The organism is Breznakiella homolactica, assembly GCF_016616095.2.
In the GTDB taxonomy this organism is placed as follows: Bacteria; Spirochaetota; Spirochaetia; order Treponematales; family Breznakiellaceae; genus Breznakiella; species Breznakiella homolactica.
Window position 1 is genome coordinate 659067 of sequence record NZ_CP067089.2, and the last position, 25096, is coordinate 684162.

The window sequence follows — 25096 nt, forward strand, 5'->3', positions numbered from 1 at the left end:
CATGAACAAACGCCAGGCTATGGTACTGAGCATCCTTTCGGTCGCCGCGATTGTACTGGGACTTCTCCTCAGCCGGAGACTCTGGTTCAGACTGGATCTGACGAAAAACAAAGCCTACACTATTGCCGAGGTTTCCCGGAATCTCCACCGGGAAATTGAGGATCAGGTGCGGATTACCTATTTCCTTTCGGACCGTCTGGCAAAAATCCACCCGGTCCCCGGGGAGATTGAGGATCTGCTCCGGGAGTATTCCGCGTATTCCCGCGGGAAGATACAGGTTACCGTCCGGGACCCCGCGAAAGCGGGACTTACCGCAACGGTGGAGCAGCTGGGCATCCTTCCCCAGCAGATTCAGAGTATTGAACAGGACCAGGCCAGCGTCTCCACGGTTTATTCGGGAGTATTGATTGAATATCTTGACCAGGCCGAGGTGCTGCCCTTCGTGTTTTCCCTGGATACCCTGGAATACGATCTGAGTTCCCGAATCCGCCACATGGTCCGCGGCACCCAGCGGGAGCTTGGGGTGATAGCCGCGGAATCCGATAAAAACTGGGGCGGCGATTACGCCTATCTCAACCAGGCCCTGGTGCAGTCAGGGTACCGGGTCCGCCTGCTCACCCCCGGAGATGAAATCCCCGATACGCTGCCGCTGATCATTGTTCTCGGCGGCGCGGAGGAACTGGATGAGTGGGATTTATACCGGATAGACCGGTATATCCAGGGCGGCGGAAAAGCCCTCTTTGCCCTGGAGACCATTACCGTGGATTCCCGGAACAACCTCCAGCCCAGGGTCCTCATGGATCAGGGCTTGCTGGCCATGGTTTCCTATTATGGGGCCACGGTCAGGCCGGAGCTTGTTCTCGACCAAAGTTCCCTGACCATCCCCTTCCAGAGCATGGGCTCCTACAATACCATGCAGGTCCGTCTGGTCCGGTACCCGCACTGGATTTCGGTTCTTCCCCAGAACGGCAGCAAGGACCATCCAATCACCGCCGGGTTCGCCGGGGTTGATCTTTTCTGGGCGAATCCCATCAGCCTCAATCCCCCGGAATCGGTGGACGCGGAAATCCTGTTTACCACAACTCCCGACGCGTGGCGCATGACCCGGGATTTTGAGACGAACCCCGATGCGGAATACCTCTTCTTCCGGGAACAGCCCGATACCACGGGCACGGAAATACTGGCGGCGGCTCTTTCGGGAACCATGCCGAGCTGGTTTGAGGGGGTTCCCAAACCCGTACGGGAAGGTTCTTCAGAGACACTCCCCGATATGCCCCGGTCTGCCCGGGAGTCACGGATTGTGGTTGTCGGAGACAGTGACCTCGCCACCACCCTTATTCAGTATACCCGAAGCAACCGGAACCTTAATTTTCTTCTCCAGGCTGTGGACTGGCTCGGGAACGACGACGACATTATCGGTATCAGGAACCGGGAACCCCAGGCCGGCCGTCTGGACTCAATATCCGATCCCGTGGAGCGGGGCAGGGTTATGCTCTTCTCCCAGATCCTCAATGTGGTGATAATTCCCCTGGGTGTGATCGCGCTGGGAACAATCCGTTTCGCAAAACGCAAGTCCCGGATTAAGGAAAAGGAGCCCACTCCATGACGTACAAACAGAAACGGCGGTACCTGGTGCTGCTCGTGGCGGTACTGGGTCTTGTATACTGTGCTACGTTTGTTTTTGACAGTGACCGCCGGGCCGGCCGGAACGCGTCCTATCAGTGGCTCGATAAAAAATGGGTCGATCAGACCGACCGGATTGAAATAAGCAATCCCCTGGTTCCGGAAGCCGGAGTCAGCCTCAGGTTCAGCGGCGGCCGCTGGAACGCTGTCCTGGCCGGCCGGGAATACCCGGCAAAACAGCAGCGGGTCACCGATCTGCTGGACCTGCTGTCCCGGAAGGATGTCTATCCGGTCAGGGCTGCCTCGGCTTCTTCCTATGAGCGGCTGGGTCTCGCCGAAACGGCAGCCGGCAGGATTACCCTCTACGGCGGCGCGAATCCGACCCCGCTGCTGGATCTCCTGGTGGGTGATTTAGACACCGCTGGAAGGGATGTGTATCTCCGCAGAAACGGCAGGGACGAAGTACGGTCCGGCAGGGACGGGTATACGGTGTTTACCGAAGCTTCCCGGACATCCTGGTATGACCTCCGTATTTTCCTCGACGCTGATCCATCGCTGCGGACCGATACGGTGCAGCGTATCCGCATCGAATATCCTTCCTCCGGAGATGATATGGGAACGGCGCCGCGGCGGGATCCCCTTTCATTGAGCCGCGGATCAGGCGGTTGGGTTCTGGACGGGGGAGCCGGACCATCCCCGGACGGGAATACGGTGGAAACCTATATCCGTTCCATCCTCGGCGCTGAAGGTGATGATTTTATACCCTCCGTTGACCCCGGAGCTCCGGTTTTTAATGAAGGGAGCCTGCTCCTTGAGTTCGGTGACGGCACCCGTAAAACAATTACCCTGGGACCTGTTATTGACGGCGGCCGGAGAATTGCCGCGGTCAGCGGCTCTTCCTATGTTTACGCCCTGGGAGAATGGACGGTGAACCGCCTGTTCAGGGAGCGGGAATACTTTATCCCGGAATAAACCCTGACAAACCTTTTTCCTATAGGGACCCGGAATTGACATTTCCCTGCTGCCGTGATGAGGTAAGATTGTTGTGTGGTTAGCTTGATCTCTAATCCTTGCCCTGGGCCGCTATAAAAGCCCGGTATTTCTCAGGATCGCTCTTGAATGCGACGATGGGCGAAACCGGGTCTCCGAGGGCTTTGGAAAGAGCCTGGGTGGCCTCAAAGATAAGCCTTTCGGCATCGACGAGCCTGCCGGCCCGGGAGGTGATGCCGATACAGAGTTCAGCTTTTTCGGAGAAGACCTCCGAAAGTTTGCCCCGTATCTTGTTGTGGAATTCCTCGGCCTTTACAAATCCCTGATCCAGGTCAATATTCGGAATTATTAATGAAATCCCCCGTTCGCCCCATTCAAAAATAAGGTCCCGGAAGGTAAAAAACGCCACCGCGGCTTCGGCGAATTTATCGAAAAATTCCTCATCCGGGGAATCGATATCCCGGAATTCCATGATAATAAAGACCAGATCCTGCTCAAAGGACGCCCCCCGGTGGAGCTCGGCGGCAAGCCGCTCCTTTGTGTAAGCTTCCCAGCTTATATTGCCGTGGGGAGAATAGAGCCCCTGGGGGCCGGTACAGTCCGGCGGCCCGCCGTCATCGTCGGATAGCTGCGGACCGGCGGGATCTGATTCAATATCAAAATCCGGAATGTCGAATGATTCCGGCTCCGGTTCAGCCGGACCGGAATCACCGCCGAATACATCGGCATAATCATCTTCGTCTTGTCTCTCATCGGCGCCGGGCGGGGCCGCGGGCCGGCGGTTCGGAACAGTCCCGGGGACCGGCCGTTTTCCCAGAATCGATTCCGCCATCAGGCAGAGAAACGCCAAAGCCAGGGCGGCCAGTACGATCAGCAGTGTGTTTTTGAGAATATCCGTGAATACGGTGTAATCTATATAATCTGAAACGGCGCTTACCGTTACGTTGCGCACGTCATTGATTCGCAGGGGTGAATAGAATGGGTCCTTTGAAAGTCCGAATCGGGTTGAAAAACGGGGAGAATCACCCACCCACGTTATGATTCCTTCAGTCCGTTCAACCGCGTATTCATTGCCGTAGGGGCCGGAAATGATTGCCGCCTGGAGAGTAACGGAATTCATGATACCGTCACTGACCGCTTCCTTGAAAGGTTCATTCATAAACCCAAGTACACCGGCGTTCGACGCGGTATTCACGAGCTCAAAAAACTCCTCTTTTGCCAGGCTGCGGCGTTCATTTATGCTGACATAGATCCTATATGCGCCGAATCCGACAGCAGCAACATACACAACAATACAAACACAGGCTATAAACGAAGTTATTTTTTGTCGCATATCTATATTATATACGCATTTTTGTTCACATGCTAGGATATTAGGGAGGTATGATGCATGAATTTGCGAAAAAGAGGCCTTTTAGGGGGGTGGTACCCCGATTCCGCTGAGAAAATTTCTCTTTTTCTCGGATCCCTGGCGGATGGATGCCAGCGGGGCAGCGCCTTTGCCTGCCTTGCGCCCCACGCCGGCTGGTATTATTCCGGTTCCCTGGGAGCCAGGGCGCTGCTTTCCCTTGATCCGCAGACTGACACCGTGATCGTCATCGGGGGGCATCTTCCCGGCGGGTACCCTGTTCTTGCGGCTGAAGAAGACGGTTTTGAGACTCCCCTGGGACCGCTGGAAGCCGACGGGGAACTCCGGGATTCACTCTTTAAGGTGTTTTCCGCGGCTCCGGATAATCAGACCGACAATACCGTGGAAATCCATCTGCCCATGGTCCGGTTCTTTTTCCCGGAAGCCCGGGTCGTCTGGATGCGGCTGCCGGCGGATACCGCTTCCTTTGAAGCGGGAAAACGGATTGCCGAAATCTCGGACACCCTTGGCCGCCGGACGGCGGTGGTGGCGTCCACGGATCTTACCCATTACGGCCCCAATTACCGGTTCACCCCCCGGGGGACCGGCCCGGAAGCCCTGACCTGGGTTAAAGAAAAGAACGACACGGATTTTATCGACGCTGTTTCCGCCGGCGATCCCGAAGCCGTTCTGGAACGGGCCGGCCGAGACCATTCCGCCTGTTCCGCCGGCGCCGTCCTTGGAGCCATGGGATTTGCCCGCGGAAGAGGCGCTGAACACGCGGTCCTCCTGGGATACCATACCAGCGCGGATATAGACCCCCATCCGTCTTTTGTGGGATACGCCGCAATGGCCTGGTATCCCGCGTAATGGCTTATCCCCGGGGAGCGGTTATCCTGCGGATTATTCCGTCGGTTTCCTGCTTCACCGCGGAAAACAGCCGTTCCGTATCCCAGTCCGGATGGCGCCGCTTCATGGCGGCCCCGGCGGGGAGCAGGGTGAGCAGTATTTCCAGTCCGCTTTCCGGAAGCAACGAAAGGTTGCCCGCTATTTCCCCGGTAATCGGCGGAAGCGCCAGGACAGCTTCCCGGTAATGGTCAAGGAATTCCCCGGCGGACATCCTGGCGGGGCCCGCGGCAAAGGTATGTATGGAATTTCCTCCCGGGACCTCCGGCGCGGACCGCACCGGTCTTACCGGAGCGCCCATCCCGGGAACCGATTTAAGCCGGGCAGCCATACGCAAGGCCTTCGCTTCGAGCCGCTCCCGGTACATCCTGAGGGTAGGGGTCTCATAATACCAGGAGTCCCCGGCAGCTGTTTTTTCGAGGCTGGTGTTCCGGTACAAGAACGCCGAAAAAAGACTTTCTTCCGGGGAGAAACGGTTCTGCCGGATATCGAAATACGGGTATATGTACGTTCCCCTGGCATACGTTTTTCCCCGAGGATACGAAAAATCAGCTCCATAGAGAAAAATTTCCGACGCTCCCAGGTAATCTGCCAGGGAAACCGCCGCGTAAGTTACATTGCCTCCGGAGGTATCGATTGCCGGCAGGCTGCGCCAGTGCCGGGAAACGTACCGGGCCAGAGGGTGGCCGCTGCTGAAAAACCGCACATTGCCGGACAGGGAGGACAGGAGCGGCGGGCTGGCAATATCCAGGAACAGGGGCATGTCCCGGGGGATGCCTCCCATAAAATGGTAATAGCTGATGTGCTGGCAGTCTATGGAAACCGCCGCGTCGGGAGTTATGCCCGCCGATACCAGAACCGGAATTGCCGTATCCGCGGCAAGTATGAAAAGGTTTTTCCTGTTTTCATGAAGTTCCGGAAGCTGCGCTTCCAGGGAGGGGCCTGCCGCAATGACCGCAGCCCTTTTTATACCGGGGAAGAGCTCCTGGCGTCCTTCGGCGTTATGGATATTCCTGAGAATATTGGAAAGCCACCGCTTCCCGAAAAACGCCTGCACCGAATAATCCGCCGAAACACCATCCACGGCTTTCTTTATTGCTTCAACGGTCTCCGCGAAATTCTGCTGATCGAACTCAACCCTTGTCCTCAGGGGCATAACCCGGATTCCCCCGAAGAGGACCGGTTTGTATCGGTCCAGAATATACTGTTCCACGGTCTCCGGGGAAGGATCAATCATCAGGCGGACCCGGGAATCATTGAAGATAGGGACGTAATCCTTTGAAGCAAGGAGTTCGGTCATACTGTGTATATTGTAGTCGATGATTAGCAGGTGCCGTATATTCCGCTGTCCCAGTGCCGCTTCAATATGGTATCCGCCGCCGAGACCCAGAAAAACCAGGAAACCCTCATCTTCGAGGGTTGAAATAAGCCGGGAACCCTCCCGGACAGGATCAACTATGGAATGCAGGGGATGGGATTTTCCCGAGGGATCAACCACGGCGGGTACGGGAATACCGGCCCGGGATTCCAGAATTTTATAGCAGCCCCGGGTACTTTCGGAAACCGTCAGCCGGGAACAGAGTTCCGGATCGTACCGTGAGAGACTGAGCAGGTTCCTTTCAAAAATATACTGCCGTTCATCGGCGCTGCCGCCGGCCGCTTCATGATTCATGACAGGATTTCCCTTATTCTCCGCAGAATAGAATCGATAGTGCCCGGTTCACCCGGTATTCCGGCGAATTCACCCAATTCCCGTATAGCCGCGTCCTGGAGCCGGTTCCGGGAGTATAAACCTTCCAGCAGTTTCGGTAACCCCTCACGGCCATCCTGAGCGGTCTCTGCCGGGATAAACTGCGGAAAGGCGCCTTTTCCGTTTACGGCGGATGCGCCGGGGACGTTTCCGCGCAGGTCCCGGTGGATGGTTCCCAGGGAATATATCTTTCTTGGAAAAGACCGCAGGTATTCCTTAAACCAGGCCGCGTATATTCCAAAGCTGTTCCCGGCTTTTTCCCGGACGGAACGGTCGAAAAATCTGGAATAGGCAGGATCCAGGCGGTTTACTCCGGATGTGACGATACTGTCTAGGCTGTACGGCCTGGCATGGCTCCTGAGGTCCCGGCTTTCCAGGTCCATCCCCGCCGCATACAGCGTTCCTGATGTCAGGAACAGGGCCAGATCCAGGGCGGAAGCCGTTACCGTCCCCCGCTGAGGAAGGCTGAGGCGGGGGATTCCAGATAGATCCAGTATGCTGTTCTGCCAGGCAGTTCCGTCGCCCAATACCAGAATCGGCGTGGCCATGTACTGGGACGGCAGCGCCGCGCTGAGGGGCGCCGCCAGGGGAATCTGCCTTTTACTCCGGCAGGTATACCGGATTGTTTCAAATAAGTGGGCGTGAGCCCAGTTCCCGCCGTCGGTGCTGATGATAAGATCCGGCGTAATATCCCGGCCGAGAAGAGCGGGAACGGAGGAAGCGGCGGCAAGGATAAAGGCGTTCCTATTGTCCGAGGCTCTTTTTATCAGATCCAGGGAATCCTCAAGTCCGGGACCGGCCCCGGTGATGATTATCGGAGCGGTCCCCGGATTAATCCGGAGAAACCGGGTAATTCCCCGGAAATTTTTATCGACGTTTCTCAGCCACCGGGGACCGAAGTATTCAGCGGTTCTGGAATTCGCCGCCGCCCGGCGCAGAAATTCCGCTGTTTCCGCCAGAACATCCCGGTATACTGTACCATAGGCGGCAGCGGAGGGTTTCCATTCTATGATCTGTACCCGGACCGCTTCTGAATCGGGAATTTCCCTTTCAAGCCATTTCTGCAGGGAAACCGGTTCCTCCGGCTCCCATTCAGCGTCGGGGGAACCGGTCCCCGCGAAAAATGAGGAACAATGAACTGCCAGAATCCGCACTCCGGGAAACTGATACCGCAGGTATTCGATGCAGTAACCCAGGCCCGGTTCCAGGAGGATAAAATACCGGGTTCCGTCCTTTACGGAGAGTGATGCGGTGTATCGTTCCGCCTCTTTTTTGGGATCATAGACTGAATGGATCGGCTTCGTTCCGCAGTATGCCGTGGGAAATCCGCTTCTGGTATCAGCGAGTTTTTCGGTCATCACAGGTAGGGCTGTATGGAATCCATCGCTCCCTGTACGGTATCCGCTGTAAAACCCGATACTTCCGCGGCGTGGAAACTGCCGGTAATCCTGTGGGCTATCAAATTCCGGTCGAGGTGTTTAGGAAAAAGAATTATATATCGGGAGGGGCCTATCTGGTATACGGAACCAAAAGACTCCGTGCCCTTGGCCAGCAGTTCAAAAAAATCGTTTTTTTCGGTATCCGTTCCGGCGCTGTCCAGAATCAGCCCCTGAAAGGGGCCGCTGCTCTTCTGGTACCGGGTTATCTGCGTTTTCAGATCCGCCGGTTCCGCCGCCTGGCCGGAGGAAGAAGCCTCCGCGGCCGGGATCAGCATCTGGCTGACTTCCGTCAGGATCTGTTCGGTGGTTTCGGGGTTAAAGGGAATGCGGGTGTCTTCAATCAGAAGCAGAACGGAACCGGGCGGTGTCCGGCTGTCCAGGGGAAACCCCCAGACCGGACTGCCGCCGAACCTGCTTAATCCGAGATCCTCCGCCGTACCGGCTTTCCGGAGCCCGTTTCCGCTCAGATTCAATTTTTTCCGGGGAATAGCTACTTGCTCAATCCCAAAACCCGCGCCGGCGTAACTGGTATAGGTGTTTCCGGACAAGGCCAGGCATAAACCGGCCTGGAAACAGGTGTATGGTTTTAACAGGTTTAAAGCCGTATCCGCCGTGGACGCTCCCTGTTTGATCCTGAGAATACGTTCCACCAGGGCTTTGCCCATTTCATCCAGGGAATCCCTGGATGATGCCTTGCTCAAAAGGCCCATTACACCAGACCCAGTTCCTCGAAAAGTTTTTTATAGGTTTCGAAATACTCCGATTTGGCAAACTCTTCGATTTTTTCTTCCGGCAGAGACTCCAGAAGCTGGTCCATGTAGGACAGAACGGTCTTAAGTTCCTGCTTGAGGTTCGGAGGAATCGCCTCATCTCCGGACGCGGAGGGATGATTTTCAGAAGCCGTTTCCGGTACAAGATCTTCCGGCGGAAGCGCCTCATCACGGCCGACCGCCGCGGGCGGTTCTTCCATGGAAATATCCTCTTCCAGCAGATCACTGCCTTCCAGGGCTTCGGCTTCCTCTTCGGGAATGATTTCCTCTACTTCCTCAAGGTCCTCATCAAATGTTCCGTCATCAGCGGACGGAACAAAGGATTCCTCCGGTCCTACGACGAATCCTTCGGGAATAACCTCGGCGAAGCTCTCTTCCTCGGGCTCGGAATCCATGATTTCAAGATCCAGGGACTCATCGGTGTCTATGAGGGAATCCTCATCCACGGGGAGTTCCAGTTCTTCCTCAGGAAGTTCCTCATCCAGATCCAGGGAAATAGCTTCGTCCTCTTCGAGGATCGGTTCCTCCAGATCGAGATCTATTCCGAGATTATCAAGGGAAGGTTCCTCCACGGGGTTATCCGCCACATCGCCCAGATCGGGTTCTTCGATAACCGTATTGGTGAGGTCGATTTCATCGGTGTCGATATCCAGGGGAACATCGTCCTCAAGATAGGTTGTATCATCGGGAGCTTCGGTCATGGGGTGGGCCCCTTCTTCCCGGAGCTGCTTCAGTTCATCACTGTCCTTTTCTTCTATTTCGAGGATCTCTTCTTCGTCGTCCAGTTCCGGCTCAAGAACCGGTTCAGCCTCAACATCAAGAATATCTTCTGCGTCATCTTCGGGTTCGAGTACCGGCACCGTTTCTGCGGTCTCCGAGATGTCGAAATCGTCATCAAGGCCGATATCAAAGCTCAGATCTTCCGGTTCTTCATCAAGGACCAGCGGCGCAGCGTCATCTTCGCCGAGGTTCTCCTCAAAAATGATCGTATCATCATCGGAACCGGTGTCCAGTGAAATGCCGAGATCGTCGAGATCGTCAGATTCCGCGTGTATTTCCGGCTCAGCGGCGTCCCCGGTGATGCTTTCGGCGATTTCATCCTCCGTAAGCGCCATGTCGGGTTCTTCCAGTAAAAGGTCATCCTCCGCGGCGGGGGCCTCCTCGGTAAGGATATCCGGCTCATCAACCATGAAGTCGTCTGATTTTCCGGCCGTGATGTCACTTTCCTCATCGGGGACCGTAAGCGTATCAACTGAGTCTATGTCGAAGGATGGAAAATCGTCATTTTCCAGGGATACCGTGGCGTCCTGGCCGGCTTCTTCGGTAAAGTCGGCGGTATTGAGGATATTGTCGAGCTCATCGCCGGTAAGGGAGATCTTGTCGTCATCCTCTTCGTCAAAGAAACCGCGGTTGTCGCCTTTATCCGCCGCTTCGGCGGGTTCCGCGCCTTCATGTTCCGTATAGGCTGCCAGTTCCTGCTTTAAGCTCGATAATTCGGCTTTTATGGACGAAAGTTCATCGGCTATTTTTACCAGCAGTTCCGTTGAAAGGTCTGCCTTCGGTGTTTCAGCGGCATGGGCAGGTTCCTCCTCCGGTGAAGAATCCGAACTCTGCAGTTCCTGGCCGAAGGCGGCCACGTCATCGAAATCTATATCCGCTTCCGATATTCCGGCATCCTCACTGGATTTGGCCTCCGCTGTATCGTCCTCATCCAGGGCCAGATCGGGCATGTCCGGAAGATCGGAACTGAAATCATCCCCAAGATCCATGGAAATCCCGCTGTCTTCATCCTGATCCGTTCCGCTGTCTTCCGTGTCAAAATCAAGGGATGTATCGAGCTCTTCCAGGTCATTAAAATCTATGTCCAGATCCGGTATATCCGTATCCGGGGATTCGGTGTCATTTTCCGGGGTGGTTTCCGCTTTTTCCGTATCTGATTCATCGAGGAAATCGTTCATGGAAATTTCGGTGAAGGAGGATTCATCGTCCGTTTCGGGCGTATCCAGGTCAAAGGAGGCGTCAAAACTGAAATCGTCCTCCGTGGCGTCCTCCGCGCCGGCCGCTTCCCCGTCTTCGGAACCGGTGTCCTCAAAGGAAACGGTGAGATCCGAAAAGTCATCGAAATCCGAATCGTCTCCGGATTTTCCTGAATCGTCGTCAAGAACTTCGGTTTGGTCGAGAAATGAAAGGTCGGAATCCAAATCCAGGTCCGGCAGTTCTTCCGTATCTGCAATAGTACTATCGGCTGTGTCCTGGATATCACTGTTTACGGATGAAAGGTCCTGGGGTTCACTCTTAACCCATACCCCGTATTCATCAAGCTCATCAGAGGACCCAATCGTACTGCGGTCATAATATATCGATGGTTTTTTTTCACTTGCCATGACCCACTCCCACAAAAATTACACTATTATATCGAATATCGGCCAGTACGTATAAACATTGTAGGTTTTTTAAACAAAACCTACATATAAGTGCACAATTTGATGTTAGCCCAGGGTTTTTCCTGTTGTCAATGGAGATTGCTCAAGAATATGGGAAAAGAGACCGTAAATCTTTATAATGAACAATGTAAAGTATCTCATGGCCCTTTGGGTGGCCATTGCCGTATATTCCCTTTCATCAATAACCATCGGACCCCGGGGCCTGATTGCCTATGACGGGTTAATCCAGGAGCGGGACCGGCTCAGGGCAAACATGGAAGAACTCCAGTCCATAAACCGGAATCTCGAAGGTTCCATGGATGCCCTGCGGTACGATTCGGATACCCTTTCCGTATACGCCCGGGAACTCGGCTACGGCGGAGCGGATGAAAATTTTGTGCGGATTGTCGGCCTGCCCGGGGCGGGGAAAAAACGGGTCTCCGCCGGACAGCTTATGGTGGGGATCAGGCCCCAGGTGGTTCCCGAAAAAACACTGCGGCTTATCTCAATCGCCGTGGGCTTTACCTTGTGCGCGGGCTTCGCCGTTTCGGGGTTCCGGCGCCGGAAAGAAGGCCCCCGGTATTAGCGTACAGGGCTCCTGCAAATAATCTATATCAAATTATTCAGAAAGCGGCATGGCATTAACGGGTCCGGGGGACCCGTCACATGAAAAAAAAACCGCAAGCGGTTTTCACCAAAAGCCGGGAATAATCATCCCTCACCCGGCAACTCTCCCTGGCAGGATACCCGCAGTATTACCGGGCAGCGGCACAGAAGCATGGTGCGGCAAAGCAGCGCCGGGTGTCGGAGGAACGGGGAAAGGAGCGACTTTCGAGGCCGCAGGCCGACACGGAGCCCTTGCCCTGTTCCTCCGACGGGCCCCGCGGAATTGGTCTTCCCATGTTTCTGTGAGGAGTTCCTTATACTGCTGGTATCATGCCGCCATCAGCGGGACGTTTTTACCCATTCCGCTTCCCGTTCATCCCCGTACGTAAGGTTAAGGATCGTTTCCCCGGTATATTCCACGGCGGTGGCGCTTTTCGTTCCCCTGAGATAGAGTCCGTCCCCGAAAAGCCGGAATTTCCATTTCATGGGTTCCGCCAGTTCCACCAGCTGTTTCGCCACCCCGTAGGGGACAGGGTGGTAAAAACGGTCGGAATTCGGGGACGTCTGGATTATTTCCACCGTATCGCCGGTTATTGTATAGGAGAGGGACATCTGCGCCCCCGACGAGAATACCGCCAGGCCGGTGCCGTCCCGCAGCAGACGGACCACTTCAATTCCCTTATCACCCTTCCATCTGCCGGTCAGTTTCTGTCCGGTAATCGCTTCCGGAACCTCATTGGCGGCGGCGTTTTCCTCGGCACCGCCGCTCATCAGAGCCTGCTGCACCAGAGCCCGGGATTTTAAGGCCAGATCGCTGATAGTCTTATGGTTTGAACTGAAATTGACCATCTCACCGGTTTTTATATTAACCACTTCAATGATTAAAACCCGGTTATCACCGTCGACTTTTATGCTTCCTGAAAGGATGTAATCGGGGTCTTCGCCGGCCGCCGGCGTACTGCCGGCTTCCTCGTCGGTCTGGGGCGGGGTAGTGAGAATGGCCTCAAAATCTATGTTCATGGCCCCAAGGTCAATGATGTACGATTGGATCAGTGCCTCAATGATGCGAGCTTCATCTTCCCCGATTCCCTGGATGGAAAATGGCATAACCCAGATTACGGGTTTCTGCTCCTGCGCTCCGACGCCACTGATAAGAAGGGACAATATCAGCACTGTAAACAGTACTTTTTTCATACTATAAGTATACCGCTAATCAGGGAAAACAACAATATTATCACCGGGCCATCTGTATTATAGGAGGGGGAGCACTAGGTCTGTATACAACAAGCACTCGGGTATACCGTATCTGCGGGTCCTGTCGTATACAAAGGGGATTGGCTCCGTGTCGGCCTGCGGCCTCGAAAGTCACTCAATCCCCTTTGTATACGCCACCCGGCGATACCAATACGTCTGTGTGCTTGTTGCCTCTACCTGCGCAGAGTAACCACACTTGGCGGGCTGCTCCCCCTGTCTCCAGCCTTGCCGCCCCGACGGCAAGGCTTACGCCACCCCCACTTCTGGTACCCGCGTAAGTGACGGTCCATATCCTTTTATATATACCTACCGTTAGGTATATATATGAAGTCAGTTCTATAGTGTCAGGCCGGAAAAGGAGATGTAAGTCTTTTTGATTGATTCCGCGGGTGTCCAGGGCGGTAAGACTTACGCCACCCCCACTTCTGGTACCCGCGTGAGTGACGGCCCATGCCTTTTTGGGACCTGTAATTTTTATACATACCGTTAGGTATATAAGAATTTCAGTTCTGTATTATCAGGTCGGACGGAAAGGGAGCTGTGTGTCTTTTTGATTGATTCTGCGGGTGTCCAGGGCGGTAAATCATGTGCTGAATATGTACCCGATAGAGGTTTTTTGCTCTCCGGCTGCTTCCGGGGAGCCATAACCGCGTGTTTCTGTTTTTTAGTGCAGTTTTGCCCGGAATTCCCGGGAAACTTCCCGCTGAATATCCCGTTCCCGGATGTCCGCCCGTTTGTCGTATGCTTTTTTCCCTTTGCAGAGACCCAGTTCAACCTTAACCCTGCCTTTTTTAAAATAAAAAGACAGGGGAATAAGGGTGTAGCCTTTTTCATCCACCTTCCGGGCAATACGTTTTATCTCGTCCCGGTGGAGGAGGAGTTTTTTTCTCCGGTCAGGATCGTGGTTGAAAATTGATGAAAAGGGGTTTTCCGCTATACGGAGGGACCTGAGCCATACTTCACCGTTTATTACCTCGGCCCAGGAATCGGGAAAGGATATTTTCCCGTCCCGGAAGGATTTTACCTCGGTTCCCAGGAGTTCAATGCCGCATTCGTATGTTTCATCCACCGCGTAATCGTGCCGGGCCTTGCGGTTGACCGCAATGACCTTTACCCCGTCACTCATGATCCGGCCCCGCGTTTTCCGGCTATGACCGGCCTGAATGAAACGAAGGGTGAACAGGTTTCCGGCGCCAGAGAGCCCCGGGTTTCGGTCTGTACGGAGCCGCTGGGGTTTATCCAGGAACCTCCCCGGACGGAACGGTCCGGAGAAGATATCAGTGCCGCGGCGCTTTCCGGAGCGGGAAGAAAGCTGAGATGTGCGTAAGGATCCTCGCACCATTCCCAGTATCCTCCCAGCATATCCGTGATCTGCGGCTGTCCGGCGGCCTGATCGAGTTTCGCCGCGTATTCCCATTCCGCTTCCCGGGGGAGGCGTATTTCATACCCATCCATTGCCGGTCCCAGGGAACCGGTCAGCCAGGCGCAGAATGCCTTCGCCGCGTGCCAGGATACCCCCGGCACAGTTAGCACCGGGGCTGCCGGGTTTGTGCTCCCGGTAAGATAGTCCCCGGTAACGAGTCCTTGTTCCGTAAGTTCCTGTATATTATCCCGGCTCCATACGGGATTGGCGCGGACAAAGGCGTCCCAGTCGCTTTTCCCGACTTCCGTTTCGCAGATCCAGAAGGATTCCACCGTTTGTTCCCGGGGAAAGGGTGAACCCAGCACCACGGTTCCTCCGGGAATCTGCCTGAACCGCAGAGAAGCCACCTGCGTGATACCGCCGGCGGCGGGATACTGCCGCGGCCGTGTGGTCATAGTCCGGGCATTCCTTGTCTCATCTTCGAGCCATGCGGAATCGCCGATACGGGTGGCGGATTCTAAGGGCAGGCATCCGGCAAGCCAGGACGCGGCCCCGGGTGTCCCGGAAAGATACACCAGGATGTCAGCCGCGGAAGCGGCCAGGGAAACCGGGGAAGGGGAATTGCCGCTGTTGTCCAGAAGCGTCTTCGCCCGGATAAGATCCCGGATGCCCGCGGCGCTCACGGAGAAACGGGCGGCTCCGGAGAGGATGCCCTCCATTTCCAGCCGGATTCCGCTGTCCGCCGCGGCGGTCCCCGCTCGGTAGACTCCTTCGGAAAGGCTCAGGGGAATCTGGTATATTGCGGTAGGTTCTCCCGCAAAGGACCACCTGGCGTATTCCGACGCTTCCCGGGCCAGCGCGCCGACAGGATCTTCCGCGGTGAGCCCGGCGGTGACGGTTTCCTTCGGACCGGCGAAGAGGGACGCGAATATCCTGCTCCGGACGAACTGATCTGATTGAGATTCAGCAAAGCCGGGCAGCACAAAGGTAACGGTATGCTGTCCCCGGGGCACGAAAACCGTGCATGGGGTGGTTCCTATATAGACCCCGTCAACCCGGACCGCAGCCCCAAGGGGTTCCGAGTCAAAACGGATTTTGCTTCCGGGATTGATGATTCCCGGAAAAAACAGAAGAAAAAACGCTATCAAGCAGATAATTGCTCCGTAAAGAACGGCTAGGTAGACCCCCGGACGCACACCGAAAAGGGGTTTGAGTTTGACCGAATCCTCCGGAAGCTGTTCCGTTTTTTTATTTTTTCCTGACATGGCGGCATTATAGGACCCCCCGTAATACCTTGTCAACGACGGTTCTTCATGGTAGGGTTTTTCCCGATGGAAGCAAAAACAGATTTTTTTGACCGCCTCCAGGGTATTACGGAATTGTACCTTACCCGCCGGAGAAGAATCCGCCGCATAAAGAAAGAAAAGCAGAAAAGAAAAAATGTAATCCTTGACTGGGTTGAGGCTTTTCTCTGGGCCGCGGCGGTGGTGCTCCTCATTAACCAGTATCTGTTTCAGGCGTATCAGATCCCCTCGGGATCCATGATCGATACCCTTCTTATCAGCGACCGTATTTTCGTAAACAAGCTTATTTACGGACCGGAGCTGCTCCCCGGGATCGGGAAAATTCCCAGCCCCGTGAAGCCTAAGCGGAATGATATTATCATTTTCGAAAATCCTTCGTATATTTCCCGGGGACCTGTTTTCGATATTGCCCAGCGGATTATTTACATGCTCACCCTTTCGTTCGTGGATATCGACCGGGATGAAAATGGGGAGCCCAAGGCCCATTTCCTTATAAAGCGGGCAGTCGGAATGGGGGGAGACCATTTTACCAGCGAAAAGGGTGAACTCTCCGTCCGCTTTTCCGGGGAAGATAGGTGGGTTACCGAACGGGAATACATGGCCGGCCGGAACATGGTCCATAATATCAGCCGCCTCATACAGCCCGATGAGTATACGGCTCTCGAGGCGGCGGGCAAACTCTACGCCTATGCCGAGCTTTGGCTGGAACCGCCCCGGGAACTGATTCAGCAGGCGTCGCCGGTACTGAGTTTTAAAACCGTCACCGGTTCCGCGGGACGGGACGAATTCGAGCTGCAGCCGAAATACCGGGGGGATTTTTCTTATTCCGCCTCGTATATGGCGTTTCTCAAATCGGCGTATCCCCATGACCCGCGGTACGGAGCGTATCTGGCCAGGCATGTCCAGGGCTGGTACATCCCCGAAGGCCGGATTTTCCCCCTGGGGGATAACCGGGATAATTCCCGGGATGGGCGCTATTTCGGGCCGGTTCAGGAATACAAGGTCCTCGGAAAGGGGGCGTTTATCTACTGGCCTCTGGACCGCATGGGTCCCATACGCTGATTGTTTTGTCCGGAGTGAGGATAACAGGAAATGTTTAATAAATGGCGGAAGTATTCCTACGCAGCGCAGAAACAGCAGCGGCATAAACTGCTGTGGGTTTTCCTGTGGATTGTCCTGGTATTTATTGTTTTTTCATTCCTCAGCAATTTTATTTTTTCCATGCGGGTTCTGGAAAATGAAACCATGCGGCCCGGTCTGCATTCCGGGGATCGTTTCATTGTTTCGTCATACGGATTCCACCGGCTCTTTCCCGACATCCGGGACCGCAGTCCCGTAAAGCGGGGAGCCATTGTGATAATTGACGCTTCACTGCAGCAGGATCAGGGTATCCTGTACAAAACCGGAGACACCCTGGTCCGGTTCTTTACTGCCCAGCGGGCCGGTTTAGGCCAAAGCAACCGGGATGAAAATTCCTTTGTCAAACGGGTGATCGGACTTCCGGGGGACGAAATCTCAATGGAGAATTTCGTGCTCCGGGTAAAACCCGCGGGGGATGTCTACGGCCTTACGGAATTTGAGGTCGCCCAAAAACCCTATGATCTCTTTATTCCCCAGGTACCGTCCCTCTGGGATGTCTCACTGCCGTTTTCCGGGACCATGGAACCGATGCTTTTGGGTGTCAATGAATACTTTGTTCTTTCCGACGACCGGAGCAACACCAACGATTCGAGAACCTGGGGTCCAATACCGTTTGAGGTTTTTTCCGGCCGGGTGCTTTTCAGGTACTGGCCCTTTTCGCGGCTCGGCCCGCCGTAACCGGACCGTTATGACCGCGTCTATCTATATCCATATTCCCTTCTGCGCGGTTAAATGCGATTACTGTGATTTTTATTCGGTCCCGGCGGAATCCGATGACCCGCGGCTGGACGCCTATGTCGGCGCGCTCATCCGGGATACGGAGTCCGCCGCTGCCTCCTGGAACTTAGATTCGGTTCCTTCGGTATACATTGGAGGCGGAACGCCGTCGGTGCTGGGCGCCGGCCGTATCCGGCGGCTCCTCCGGGGAATCGCGGCGTCACTGCCGGCGGCGGCGCTGGGTGAGTGTACCCTGGAGGCCAATCCCGAATCCCTGGACGGAGCCCTCCTGGACGCCGCCTTGGAGGGCGGGGTTACCCGGCTGAGCCTGGGGGTGCAGACCTTTTCCCCGGAACAGCGGCGGGCCGTTCGCAGGGCCGGAAACCCCGATGACCTTCAGGAAAAGCTTCGGCTTGCGGCCCGGGCATTCGGCGGGAATTTCTCCGCGGATCTTATCACGGGCCTGCCCTTTCAGGATGAATCATCCCTGCTGGCGGATATCGAAAAACTTCTCGCCTTCGGACCGGGACACGTTTCGCTTTACAGCCTCACCGTGGAAGAGGGAACTCCCCTGGAAAGAAAACTCCGGAATAAAACAGTAACCCTCCCCGATGAGGATTCCGCCGACAGTCTGTGGCTGAAGGGCCGGGATGTCCTGGAATCCGCGGGGCTCCGGCAGTACGAGGTTTCGAACTTTGCCCTGCCCGGAAAGCGGTCCCTCCACAACATCCGGTACTGGCGCATGGAAAACTGGCTCGGCATAGGACCGGCGGCGTCGGGCACTCTATTCAGCGATACCGGCGGGACCGCCCGGCGCAGCACGATCCCTGAGGATGCCGCCGCGTACATCGCCGGCACTTCCGTTCCCGAATGGGAAGAGCTTGACGCGCCCACGGTTATGGCTGAAACCTTTCTTATGGGTTTCCGGTTTATTGAAGGACCTGACAGAGATCTGTTTGCCCGGCGGTTCGGTATTACCCTTGAATCCGCGGCGCCCGAAACTTTTGCCCGGTGGCGGCGGAAGGGGCTCCTCCGGGAGGATGCCCCGGCGCTGACCCCGGAGGGGCTTTTGTTCCTCAATGCCTTTCTCCGGGAAGCCTTTGACGAACTCAGGCAGTAACCGTCAGCCCAGGTATTCCGAAAGCCGGCGGTAGGTCTGGTTCACGATGTTCTTTTTTTCAATATCCACATCATCTCCCAGTTCGTCGATCAGGGACTCCACGCTGGAAATACTTTCGTTCAGGGCGGTATGGAAGCCCCGGGAACACTTGAACCAGTAATTCCCGTCATCGTCTGAAAACAGGCACAGGAATCCCAGTTCCTTTTTTCCCTGTTTCCACAGAGCGGGGGTTACGAGGATCGGCAGGAATCCCAGGAGGCTGTCCAGTTCTTCCCGGACATTGAAGTTTTTCTTCCGCGGCCATTTTCTGGTGAGGGCACCCTCCACATCCAGGGACGGCAGAAGGGTGAGGATAAGCTCAAGCTTTTCTCCGGCCAGGAGTACGAATTTCCCGTTGAGTATGATCGTTCCCCGGAGCCCCTTGTATATACCCGCCGTATCCGTAACGGCCGCGTCCTTGAGGCGGGAGAGTTTTTCCCAGGGAAGCATAACGGTCTTTTTGCCCTTTACGGTTTCGATGTCGAAAACCTCGGCGCCGATTTTTATGTGATTGGTAAAGTCCCGGATTTTTCTGGATTTTCCCGTTCCCTTGGCGGCGTTTGCGTCCAGGGCTTCAAACAGATCGGGGCTTATTTTCATCAGGGCGTTTCTGCTTAACGGCGAAACGGACATGGCGTACATTCTGGTGGTCCGGACAATCTCGCCGGCAACGATGTACTGGGGATCCATCCTGAACATAACCGAGCCGGGATGGATCAGTATCCGGTCCGCCGTGAGGCTCCGGTACATATCCCTGCCTTCCCGGATGCAGACGAACTGGATCAGCCCCCGGGCAACGGAGCAGAGGTAGTCCTCGGTACTGCCGCCGTTCAGGATAGGCACCCCCATGGCAGATACAATCTGTTCCAGCTGTTCGGTGACATTGGCGATTTCTCCCATGGCCCGTTCGTCGAGGTAATTGTTTTCGCAGAACTTGGCCGGGTCCTTGGCGGCTTTGTAGGCCCGGTACAGTTTGAGGTAAGAGACGAAATCCCCGGCGGGATCCCGGAAACTGTGGTGGGCCCTGCGGGCGTCCATTTCCTCCCCCGGCGGGAGGAGGTACGGACTCTGGGTCGAGAGAAAGGCCGCGGCGATAATGGTTTCCTGGGTTACATCGGGATATTTGAGAATGGCTTCCACGATGATGCGGGACTGCCGCGGCGGCAGGGGGAAGTCGGTCATCATCTTTCCGATTTTTGAAAGGGTTCTGTCCGCTTCCAGGGCATCCAGGAGGTTCAGGGTTTCGATGGCCGCTATGAGTCCTTCCCGGCCGGGCGGGGAAATAAAATCGAATTCCTCAAAGGCGGTGATGCCCAGGTCCGCCATGCGGAGGACCACCTCCGAAAGATCGGTCCGGTAGATTTCCTCTGTGGTAAAGAGAGGCCGGTTTTCGAAGTCCTTTCTTTGGTACAGGCGGTAGCAGGTACCTTCCTGGGTTCTCCCGGCCCGGCCTTTGCGCTGATTCCCCGACGCCTTTGATATGGGACCTTCGATGAGGCTGGAGGTGAATGTCCGGGGATTGTAGTAGTTCAGCTTGGAAAGCCCCGAATCGATGACCGTGGTAATGCCGTCTATGGTCACCGATGTTTCCGCGATGTTTGTTGAAATCACCACCTTGGTTTTTCCCCGGGGGGCGGGAAGGAAAACCCGTTCCTGTTCTTCCTTGCCGAGCCGTCCGTACAGGGGCAGCAGCTGGAGGTTCCTGCCGTAGGGAGCGGCGGCGAGCCGGACCATGCAGTCCTTGATCATCTTTTCACCGGGAAGGAAAATCAGGACATCCCCTTTCCGGCGTTCCTCCTGCACCCGGCCCACAATGGACTCGATCTTTTCGATCCGGGCATCCGCCGCGGCCTGGCTCGATGACGAACCCTGGATGGCCTGCTGCACTTCCAGGGTTGCCGGCGGATCGTATATAACCGTGACCGGATAGGTTATGGCGTCGATCTTCACCACCGGACACTCACCGAAATACTCGGAGAAAACCTGGGTGTTTATGGTTGCCGAGGAAATAATGACTTTGAATTCCTTACGGGCCTCCAGGACCCGTTTGAGCAGCCCCAGAATAAAATCGATATTGAGGCTCCGCTCATGGGCTTCGTCCACCACAATGGTTCCGTATTTTGAAAGATAGGGATCGAGTTTCATTTCCTGAAGCAGGATGCCGTCGGTCATGATCTTAATGGCTGTGGACTGGTCGGTCCTGTCCTCGAAGCGCATCTTGTAACCCACCAGGCCCGGAAGGGTGGTGCCCATCTGGCGGGCAATGAATTCGCTCACCGAAACGGCGGCGATCCGCCGCGGCTGGGTAACGCCGATAATGCCCCGGTCCGCGTACCCGGCGGCGTGAAGAATCACCGGCATCTGGGTTGTCTTGCCAGAGCCGGTGGGGCTCTCCACCACGATAACCTGATTGTTCTGCAATGCGTTAAGGATAAGATCCTTGTGTCTGTATACAGGAAGGTTTAAGTAATCCATTCTTTAATGATGGAGTAATTATCAGTTTATAGCAATCTTTAGCTTCCTTTTTTTTTGGAATGTTGCTATGCTATAGGTATCTTTATGGAGGATTTTAATGGCTAAAGAAAAATATGTATTTTTCTTCGGTGAAGGCAAAGCCGAAGGAGACGCCAAGATGAAGGAACTTCTTGGCGGGAAGGGCGCTAACCTTGCTGAAATGACCAATCTCGGAATTCCGGTTCCCCCGGGATTCACTGTTTCCACTGAAGTATGTGCCGCATATTACGAAAACAACAGAAAATACCCCGCCGGACTGGAAGAGGAAGTCCTGGCTACGCTGGCTAAACTCGAAAAAGTTATGGGGAAAAAACTGGGCGATCCCGATGATCCCCTGCTGGTTTCGGTCCGTTCCGGCGCTTCGGTTTCCATGCCCGGCATGATGGACACAATCCTCAATCTCGGTATAAACGACAAAGCCGTCCAGGGCCTGGCCAATAAAACCGGTAATCCCCGTTTCGCCTGGGACGCCTACCGGCGCTTTATCCAGATGTACGGCGACGTGGTTATGGAAGTTCCCCATCACGAATTCGAGGAAGCCCTTTCGGCGATGAAGAAAGCCAAGAAGGTTGAACTCGACACCGGGCTCAATGAAAAGGACCTGGAAAAGCTCGTGGACGAATACAAAAAGATCGTCAAGAAATTCGCCAAGAAGGATTTTCCCCAGAAACCCGTGGACCAGCTTTGGGGCGCGGTCAACGCGGTATTCGGTTCCTGGATGAACGAGCGGGCCATCAAGTACCGCCAGCTCAACGAGATCAGAAACATCAAGGGAACCGCCGTAAATATCCAGTCCATGGTATTCGGGAATTTCGGCGAAGACTCCGGGACCGGGGTCTGCTTCAGCCGGGACCCCTCTACGGGAAAGAACGAATTCTACGGTGAATACCTGATGAACGCCCAGGGTGAAGACGTGGTGGCCGGTATCCGGACTCCCGAAAAGATCGCCACCCTGGCGAAGAAAAACAAGAAAGTCTACGACCAGCTGGTCGGCTTTAAGAATAGTCTTGAAAAGCATTTCCGGGATATGCAGGACATGGAATTCACCGTCCAGCAGGGAAAGCTCTTCATCCTCCAGACCCGCAACGGAAAACGGGCGGGCGCCGCGGCGGTAAAAATCGCCGTTGACATGGTGGCGGAAAAACTTATCGATAAGAACACCGCCATACTCCGGGTTTCTCCGGATCATCTGGACCAGCTGCTGCATCCCATGATCGATCCCAAGGCGCTTAAAACGAATAAATCCCTGACCAAAGGGCTTAACGCGTCACCGGGAGCAGCCTCGGGCCGGATTGTGTTCTCCGCGGCGGACGCCGAGGAATGGAACATCAGGAACGAAAAGGTTCTGCTGGTGCGGAAGGAGACGAGCCCCGAGGATATCGGCGGCATGGTGGTTTCCCAGGGCATTCTTACCTCCACCGGCGGTATGACGAGCCACGCGGCGGTAGTTGCCCGGGGCATGGGCACTCCCTGTGTGGCCGGCGCCAAGGGCGTTTCGGTGAGCGGCAAAAAAGTCACCATCGGCGGAAAACTCTTCAAGGAAGGGGACTGGATTACCGTTGACGGTTCCACCGGCGAAGTCTATTCCGGCCAGCTTCCCCTGGTGGTTCCGAAAATATCCAAGGATATGAGCACCTTCCTGGCGTGGTGCGACGAGATCCGCAATACCTCCAAACGCGACGGCGTTTCGGGCTTTGAAGTCCGGACCAACGCGGATCAGCCCGACGATGTTCAGCGGGCCTTCGATTTCGGCGCCGACGGTGTGGGGCTCTGCCGCACCGAGCACATGTTCTTTGAAAAAGAAAAGCTTATCCATTTCCGGGCCATGATCGTGGCGGATACCGAGGCTGAACGCAAGGCGGCGCTCAAGAAGATCCTCCCGCTGCAGAAGAAGGATTTCTTCGGAATCTTCAAAGCCATGGGCGGCAAACCGGTTACCATCCGGCTCCTGGATCCGCCGCTCCATGAATTTGTTCCCCACACGAAAGCGGAAGTCGCCGAGCTGGCGAAGCATCTCAAGGTTGCCCCCAAGGATCTCCAGCCGAAGATCGACCGGCTCCACGAGGCGAACCCCATGCTTGGCCACCGGGGCTGCCGTCTGGCGGTAACCTATCCCGAAATTTACAACATGCAGGTTGAAGCCATTGCCCTGGCGGCGGTGGACTGCGTAAAGAAAAAGATTCCCGTTAATCCGGAAATCATGATTCCCATCGTATGCGACGAAAAGGAACTGGCCATGCTGCGGCCCAATGCCGAAGCTGCCATAAAGCAGGTTCTGGATAAGGCAAAAGTAAAGATTGACTTTAAGATCGGCACTATGATCGAAGTTCCCCGGGCGGCGCTGCTGGCCGAGAAAATCGCCGAATACGCGGACTTCTTCAGCTTCGGCACCAATGACCTTACCCAGATGACCTTCGCCTTCAGCCGGGACGATGTGGCTACCTTCCTTCCCACATACCTGGAAAAGAACATCCTCGATGTGGATCCTTTCAAGAGTATCGACGAAGAAGGAGTGGGACAGCTCATCCAATGGGCCACCGCAAAGGGCCGGGAAGTCAGAAAAGGATTAAAGGTCGGCATCTGCGGCGAGCACGGCGGTGATCCGGCGACCATTGATTTCTGCTACCGGGCGGGACTGAGCTACGTATCCTGTTCGCCCTTCCGGGTTCCCCTGGCGCGCCTCGCGGGAGCACAGGCGGTGATAAATAATCCCGCCGGGAAGAAAAAGTAAAACCCAAAAAAACCAAAAAGCACCGGATAATTTCCGGTGCTTTTTTATTTGAAAGTCCTGTTCAAAAGTGTGATTATTAAAAAAGAGATGCGGCTATTAAGAGGAAAAAATGAAAAAAATAATAACCTTTCTGGCGATTACCTTCGGGCTGACCTGGCTGTGCTGGGGGCTTCTTTCCCTTAAAGTCACCGACCTCAATGGGGCAGGCATTGCTCAGGTGGTCGTGGCTTTTTCAATGTGGTTCCCCGGGATAGGGTTCTTTATCACCAGGGCGCTGTTTAAAAATGAAAAACAACCTCTGTCCCTGCTGTTTTACCCAAGATTCAAGGGACATATCCGGTATTATATCGCGGCATGGATTTCACCTCTGATTCTTACACTGCTCGGGTCCGCGCTTTATTTTCTTATTTTCCGGGGAACCTTTACCATGGACTCGGAGTTTTTCAGGACTGTCATGGACAATCCCGCTTCCGGGACAGAAATCACCGAAGCCATGATCCCCCTTATTATTATCAGCCAGGTCGCTTCGGGGGTGTTTTTTGGTCCATTGTTTAATATGCTTTTTGCCCTGGGCGAAGAACTCGGCTGGCGGGGATTCCTGTTCCCTGAACTGAGAAAGCGGATGGGCGCAAAAAAAGCGGTTCTGCTGAGCGGTGTTATCTGGGGACTTTGGCACGCCCCAATAACCGCCATGGGCCACAATTACAGTTTCGGCTATTGGGGGTATCCCTGGACCGGGATCCTCGCCATGTGTGTGTTCTGTACATTCTTCGGTTCATTTCTTGCCTACATTACTGAGAAAACCGGCAGCATCTGGCCGGCTGCTCTCTGCCACGGGGCGGTCAACGCCATCGCAGGACTTCCGCTGCTGTTCCTGGAGGACATGAACGCGAACCGGCTTCTGGGACCCGCGATTTCCGGTTTTATCGGGGGGATTCCCCTGGCGGTTCTCGGAATTTGGTGCATGTTCCGTCTGCAGCGCGGCAATGCTCCGGAGCCGGAGGTCCGCTGAAATTTACCGTGTAAAACTTTACTGACTTATTGACCATTATAATCAGG

Annotated in this window: 18 protein-coding genes; 9 read left to right on the forward strand and 9 right to left on the reverse strand. The window is 55.2% G+C overall.

Annotated features, from left to right (window positions below; all coding sequences use genetic code 11):
• Position 1: 1 nt before the first annotated feature.
• Both JFL75_RS03270 and JFL75_RS03275 read left to right on the forward strand, forming a co-directional pair.
• Complete coding sequence (locus JFL75_RS03270; RefSeq protein ID WP_215625269.1) at positions 2 to 1606, forward strand: GldG family protein; 1605 nt, start codon at positions 2 to 4, stop codon at positions 1604 to 1606.
• Complete coding sequence (locus JFL75_RS03275; RefSeq protein WP_215625270.1) at positions 1603 to 2595, forward strand: DUF4340 domain-containing protein; 993 nt, start codon at positions 1603 to 1605, stop codon at positions 2593 to 2595. Before JFL75_RS03270 ends, JFL75_RS03275 begins: the two co-directional genes overlap by 4 nt.
• Positions 2596 to 2686: 91 nt before the next feature.
• Here the strand turns inward: JFL75_RS03275 and JFL75_RS03280 are convergent, their stop codons facing one another.
• Positions 2687 to 3946, reverse strand: coding sequence for a hypothetical protein (locus JFL75_RS03280; RefSeq protein ID WP_215625271.1), 1260 nt, complete (start codon positions 3944 to 3946; stop codon positions 2687 to 2689).
• Between the two features lie 57 nt (positions 3947 to 4003).
• Here JFL75_RS03280 and amrB point away from each other — a divergent pair, with 57 nt between their 5' ends.
• Positions 4004 to 4831 carry an AmmeMemoRadiSam system protein B gene (gene amrB / locus JFL75_RS03285; protein WP_215625272.1) on the forward strand — a complete coding sequence of 276 codons (828 nt, stop codon included), beginning with the start codon at positions 4004 to 4006 and terminating at the stop codon, positions 4829 to 4831.
• 4 nt (positions 4832 to 4835) lie between these two features.
• Here amrB and JFL75_RS03290 read toward each other — a convergent pair whose 3' ends face one another.
• From JFL75_RS03290 to JFL75_RS03305, 4 genes are read right to left on the reverse strand one after another with little or no spacing between them, the layout of a single operon-like run.
• On the reverse strand, positions 4836 to 6539 hold the full coding sequence (locus JFL75_RS03290) for a motility associated factor glycosyltransferase family protein (RefSeq protein ID WP_215625273.1): 1704 nt from the start codon (positions 6537 to 6539) through the stop codon (positions 4836 to 4838).
• Complete coding sequence (locus JFL75_RS03295; RefSeq protein ID WP_215625274.1) at positions 6536 to 7975, reverse strand: 6-hydroxymethylpterin diphosphokinase MptE-like protein; 1440 nt, start codon at positions 7973 to 7975, stop codon at positions 6536 to 6538. Before JFL75_RS03295 ends, JFL75_RS03290 begins: the two co-directional genes overlap by 4 nt.
• Complete coding sequence (locus JFL75_RS03300; RefSeq protein ID WP_215625275.1) at positions 7975 to 8766, reverse strand: hypothetical protein; 792 nt, start codon at positions 8764 to 8766, stop codon at positions 7975 to 7977. The genes JFL75_RS03295 and JFL75_RS03300 overlap by 1 nt, the downstream gene beginning before the upstream one ends.
• Positions 8766 to 11210, reverse strand: a complete 2445-nt coding sequence (locus JFL75_RS03305) for a midas domain-containing protein (RefSeq protein WP_215625276.1) — start codon at positions 11208 to 11210, stop codon at positions 8766 to 8768. Before JFL75_RS03305 ends, JFL75_RS03300 begins: the two co-directional genes overlap by 1 nt.
• A 178-nt stretch (positions 11211 to 11388) precedes the next feature.
• Here JFL75_RS03305 and JFL75_RS03310 point away from each other — a divergent pair, with 178 nt between their 5' ends.
• Positions 11389 to 11835: a septum formation initiator family protein gene (locus JFL75_RS03310; protein WP_215625277.1), complete on the forward strand. Its 447-nt coding sequence runs from the start codon at positions 11389 to 11391 to the stop codon at positions 11833 to 11835.
• Positions 11836 to 12194: 359 nt separating this feature from the next.
• On the opposite strand, the gene JFL75_RS03315 is transcribed toward JFL75_RS03310, so the two are convergent.
• The 3 genes from JFL75_RS03315 to JFL75_RS03325 all read right to left on the reverse strand — a co-directional run bounded on the left by JFL75_RS03315 (position 12195) and on the right by JFL75_RS03325 (position 15737).
• Positions 12195 to 13049: a TP0183 family DNA metabolism protein gene (locus JFL75_RS03315; protein WP_215625278.1), complete on the reverse strand. Its 855-nt coding sequence runs from the start codon at positions 13047 to 13049 to the stop codon at positions 12195 to 12197.
• Between the two features lie 724 nt (positions 13050 to 13773).
• Positions 13774 to 14235 (reverse strand): SsrA-binding protein SmpB, encoded by a 462-nt coding sequence (gene smpB / locus JFL75_RS03320; RefSeq protein ID WP_215625279.1) that lies wholly within the window; start codon positions 14233 to 14235, stop codon positions 13774 to 13776.
• Positions 14232 to 15737, reverse strand: a complete 1506-nt coding sequence (locus JFL75_RS03325) for an SUMF1/EgtB/PvdO family nonheme iron enzyme (RefSeq protein WP_215625280.1) — start codon at positions 15735 to 15737, stop codon at positions 14232 to 14234. The genes smpB and JFL75_RS03325 overlap by 4 nt, the downstream gene beginning before the upstream one ends.
• A gap of 66 nt (positions 15738 to 15803) precedes the next feature.
• On the opposite strand from JFL75_RS03325, the gene lepB (JFL75_RS03330) reads away from it, so the two are divergent.
• The 3 genes from lepB (JFL75_RS03330) to hemW are packed head-to-tail and all read left to right on the forward strand — an operon-like array spanning position 15804 to position 18753.
• Complete coding sequence (lepB, locus tag JFL75_RS03330; RefSeq protein ID WP_215625281.1) at positions 15804 to 16838, forward strand: signal peptidase I; 1035 nt, start codon at positions 15804 to 15806, stop codon at positions 16836 to 16838.
• 30 nt (positions 16839 to 16868) lie between these two features.
• The gene (gene lepB / locus JFL75_RS03335) at positions 16869 to 17594 is read left to right on the forward strand and encodes a signal peptidase I (RefSeq protein WP_215625282.1); all 726 of its coding nucleotides are present in this window, start codon (positions 16869 to 16871) and stop codon (positions 17592 to 17594) included.
• Positions 17595 to 17604: 10 nt separating this feature from the next.
• On the forward strand, positions 17605 to 18753 hold the full coding sequence (hemW, locus tag JFL75_RS03340; protein WP_215625283.1) for a radical SAM family heme chaperone HemW: 1149 nt from the start codon (positions 17605 to 17607) through the stop codon (positions 18751 to 18753).
• Between the two features lie 3 nt (positions 18754 to 18756).
• On the opposite strand, the gene JFL75_RS03345 is transcribed toward hemW, so the two are convergent.
• Positions 18757 to 21267 (reverse strand): helicase-related protein, encoded by a 2511-nt coding sequence (locus JFL75_RS03345; RefSeq protein WP_215625284.1) that lies wholly within the window; start codon positions 21265 to 21267, stop codon positions 18757 to 18759.
• Positions 21268 to 21364: 97 nt separating this feature from the next.
• On the opposite strand from JFL75_RS03345, the gene ppdK reads away from it, so the two are divergent.
• Together ppdK and JFL75_RS03355 are read left to right on the forward strand one after the other, a co-directional pair.
• On the forward strand, positions 21365 to 24037 hold the full coding sequence (gene ppdK / locus JFL75_RS03350) for a pyruvate, phosphate dikinase (RefSeq protein ID WP_215625285.1): 2673 nt from the start codon (positions 21365 to 21367) through the stop codon (positions 24035 to 24037).
• A 109-nt stretch (positions 24038 to 24146) separates the two neighbouring features.
• Positions 24147 to 25049, forward strand: a complete 903-nt coding sequence (locus tag JFL75_RS03355; RefSeq protein WP_215625286.1) for a CPBP family intramembrane glutamic endopeptidase — start codon at positions 24147 to 24149, stop codon at positions 25047 to 25049.
• The last annotated feature ends 47 nt before the right edge of the window (positions 25050 to 25096 follow it).